The following is a 3,112-nucleotide window of genomic DNA, read 5'->3' on the forward strand; positions in this document are numbered from 1 at the left end:
AAATTGAGCAGCCAGCTGACGAGGAAAATCCATACATCTGATGCCGATATTTACTGGCGGATGAAATGAATTTGCGAAAGAATCTTGACACTACCGCAGCAAATGTGTTGTGGGGTATTCGAGAAGAGTATATTTCCTTATTAGTTGATTTTGAAGTGCTTGAAGATAGTGAGATACAAAAACAGAGAGATGTTCTTTGTAATAAAGTTTCAGAAGTCAATAATAATTATCCTGCAACTGATAGGAAAAGCTACAGGGCTGCGCAGAAGGCTTTGCAAAAGGAAGAAGAACAGACTTTTAAGGAGAACGAGGTTGATTCCATTTTGCCTAATGGAATTGATAAGTGAATAATCGAAAGGGGTGAGTTATATGGTACTCCCTGAAAATTTGATGAACTTGATTCGTCAGGGTGAAGGACTGACCGTCGAATTCAAAAAATCGACAACAGATATCACGAAAGATGTCTACGATACCGTTTGTTCTTTTTCTAATCGGGGGGCGGTCATATTTTCTTTGGTGTAAAAGATAACGGCACGATTCTTGGTGTTGATAAAGACTGCGTTGAGCAGTTGAGCAAATGAAGAAAAATTTTGTTACAACGATCAACAATGAGAGCAAAATGTATCCGCCTCTATATCTGACTCCGGAGGAATACGAGATATATGGGCGTACTGTTCTTTACGTCTATGTTCCGGTTGGGAAAACCGTTTATCGCAATGCAGGCAGAATATTTGACCGTAATAATGAGTCTGACATCGATATTACTGATAATGCGGACATGGTTTTCAACCTTTATGCCCGTAAGCAAAGCACCTATTTTGTGAATAAGGTCTACCCTGCCATCCCGGTTTCAAGTCTTCACCATGATCTTATGGATCGGGCAAGGAGAATGACGAGAGTGAATACTGAGCACCATCCGTGGGTTGACATGACGGATGAGGAAATGCTCAGAAGTTGTGGACTCATACTTGAGGATCCGGAAACAAAGAAGGTATCACACTTGCGGCAATCCTACTCTTCGGCACAGATAACCGTATTATGTCCGTGTTACCTCAGCATAAGACAGATGCTATTTTCAGAGTGTTCAATGTTGATCGTTATGATGACAGGGATGTGGTGATCACAAACCTGATTGAAAGCTATGATCGTCTGATGGAATTTGGGAAGAAGCATCTAAATGATGTATTCACTCTGGATGGCATCCAGAGAGTAAGTGCCAGAGACAAAGTCCTGCGTGAGATTATCTCAAATCTGCTTATGCATCGTGATTTTTCCAGCGGATATGTACCAAAGCTTGTTATTGAACGGGATAAGATCACAACAGAAAATGCCAACCTTGCGCATGGACACGGAAACCTGAATCTGAAAACTTTCGGGCCATTCGCAAAGAATCCGCCGATAGCAAAAGTGTTCAGGGAGATCGGCCTTGCTGACGAGCTGGGAAGCGGTATGCGAAACAGCTATAAGTACACAAAGATGTATTCCGGCGGGGAGCCAACCTTTACGGAAGCAGATGTTTTTACGACAGTGAGTCCCCTTTCTGAGGCGGCAACGGCAACAGTCGGGCCGACTGCAGAACTTGATTCAAGGGAACAAGATAAGGAGCAAGTAAAGGAACAAGATAAGGAGTAAGTCACGATACAAGATCTTATTCAATTTTGCTCCATACCTCGCAGCAGGAAAGAAATGCAAGAGTTTATGGGGCTGGCCGGCAGAAGAAACTTTTCGGAAAGATATATTAAGCCTTTGCTTAATGCAGGAAAAATCGAAATGACGATACCTGATAAACCGAATAGTAAGAACCCCAAATATAAAAAGTGAACTTTGAAGTCAAAAATTAAAAATTGACATGAAAAAACGGACAATGAAGAATCGCCGATAATACGGCATATCTTCATTATGAAAGAAGATGCTCAAATCAAGTCAGGAGAGAGGTGGCCGCTCGCTCCGCATCGAGGCCGTTTAGCTCCGCAAAGCCGGCCGTTGGCCGGCGCTCCATGCAATTAGCACAAGGAGTTATCGAAATGACAATTTCCGACAAAACTAACAGCCGAAATCAGAGGTACAGGAGAAAGTAACTTGATCGGTGAACGACCAAGATAAGCGACTAAGATACCGACCAAGTTAACGGGAGACTGGGTTGAGACCTTGATCATAAACCGATTGAGCAGGGGAGAGCAGGTCGAGACGATGGCATCCCTCCTGCCTGCCGTATTATAGGTAGGAAAAGCATGTGGACATATTTCCGCAAACGGAGAACCAATGTAAAAACGCTGCTTTTCAGCTTTGAGCAGTTCCCGCGAACGGACGGAAATGTGCCCGGGAACCAGACATTCAGGTGCTTGTCTCGTGCCATGTGGAGTGCGTAGCATGGATGTCACGGGTTAAGGATTGATTTCCGAAAAAAGTGCTGTATTCCAGAATGTTTCTGGCATCAGGCTGTTGACGGCAAAACGTGAAATTGACCGTGAAAACGCTCCGCAGAACATATTAAAGGGGGTGATATAAAGGATAATGGCAGGTCGTGACTGTGAGATAGATGTCGGAATGGTAACTCAGGAATCATGTCGGAGGAGATAGGGGAATATCTTTTGGCACATTCAGGGAAGCGATTTACGGCAGCACTCGGGTCTCCGGTTTGCAGCAGACAGAGAAACAACAGAAGTAGAAACGAACACGTTGGTTGGTATCCCATAAAGGAGGGGACAGTAATGAAACAATATGTAGTTGATGCATTTACGGATTCTGTGTTTCATGGCAATCAGGCAGCTGTTTGCGTACTGGATCAGTGGCCGGATGATGAACTGATGATGAACATAACCAGAGAGAACAATTTTTCGGAGACAGCTTTTACTGTCCGGGAAGGTGATAAATGGCACTTGCGCTGGTTTACACCGGGTGGAGAAATCGATTTGTGCGGTCATGCCACGCTTGGAACCGCCTATGTTCTGTTCCACTTTTATGAAAAGGATGCGGACAGACTTGTCTTTACGACGATCTCCGGTGATTTGATTGTAAGATGGATTTACAATCTAAGTGCAACAGCTCCTAGACAACCAAATTAAAATGACACATAGACTTCTTTGCTATAATGGTGTTTGAAGAGAACTAC

General features: G+C 43.8%; 5 protein-coding genes. All 5 read left to right on the top strand.

Going from position 1 to position 3,112, the window contains the following annotated elements; all coding sequences use genetic code 11:
• Positions 1-71 precede the first annotated feature (71 nt).
• The 5 genes from T518_RS11100 (at position 72) to T518_RS11110 (ending at position 3,065) form a co-directional block, all read left to right on the top strand.
• Positions 72-347: a hypothetical protein gene (locus T518_RS11100; protein ID WP_248617207.1), complete on the top strand. Its 276-nt coding sequence runs from the start codon at positions 72-74 to the stop codon at positions 345-347.
• Positions 348-577: 230 nt separating this feature from the next.
• Complete coding sequence (locus T518_RS12260; RefSeq protein ID WP_211248228.1) at positions 578-1,120, top strand: hypothetical protein; 543 nt, start codon at positions 578-580, stop codon at positions 1,118-1,120.
• Positions 1,121-1,152: 32 nt separating this feature from the next.
• Entirely contained in the window at positions 1,153-1,632 is a 480-nt protein-coding gene (locus T518_RS12140) for a putative DNA binding domain-containing protein (RefSeq protein WP_162177260.1), read from the top strand.
• A 33-nt stretch (positions 1,633-1,665) separates the two neighbouring features.
• The gene (locus T518_RS12490) at positions 1,666-1,821 is read left to right on the top strand and encodes a Fic family protein (protein WP_428829233.1); all 156 of its coding nucleotides are present in this window, start codon (positions 1,666-1,668) and stop codon (positions 1,819-1,821) included.
• Positions 1,822-2,711: 890 nt separating this feature from the next.
• Complete coding sequence (locus T518_RS11110; RefSeq protein ID WP_081828498.1) at positions 2,712-3,065, top strand: PhzF family phenazine biosynthesis protein; 354 nt, start codon at positions 2,712-2,714, stop codon at positions 3,063-3,065.
• The last annotated feature ends 47 nt before the right edge of the window (positions 3,066-3,112 follow it).

Origin of the sequence: Mitsuokella jalaludinii DSM 13811, assembly GCF_000702905.1 — a bacterium.
Classification (GTDB): domain Bacteria; phylum Bacillota; class Negativicutes; order Selenomonadales; family Selenomonadaceae; genus Mitsuokella; species Mitsuokella jalaludinii.

Excerpts from the sequence above, each read along its gene's own strand:
- T518_RS12260 (WP_211248228.1), top strand. The coding sequence starts at position 578 with ATGAAGAAAAATTTTGTTACAACGATCAACAATGAGAGCAAAATGTAT.
- T518_RS11110 (WP_081828498.1), top strand. The coding sequence starts at position 2,712 with ATGAAACAATATGTAGTTGATGCATTTACGGATTCTGTGTTTCATGGC.
- T518_RS12140 (WP_162177260.1), top strand. The coding sequence starts at position 1,153 with ATGGAATTTGGGAAGAAGCATCTAAATGATGTATTCACTCTGGATGGC.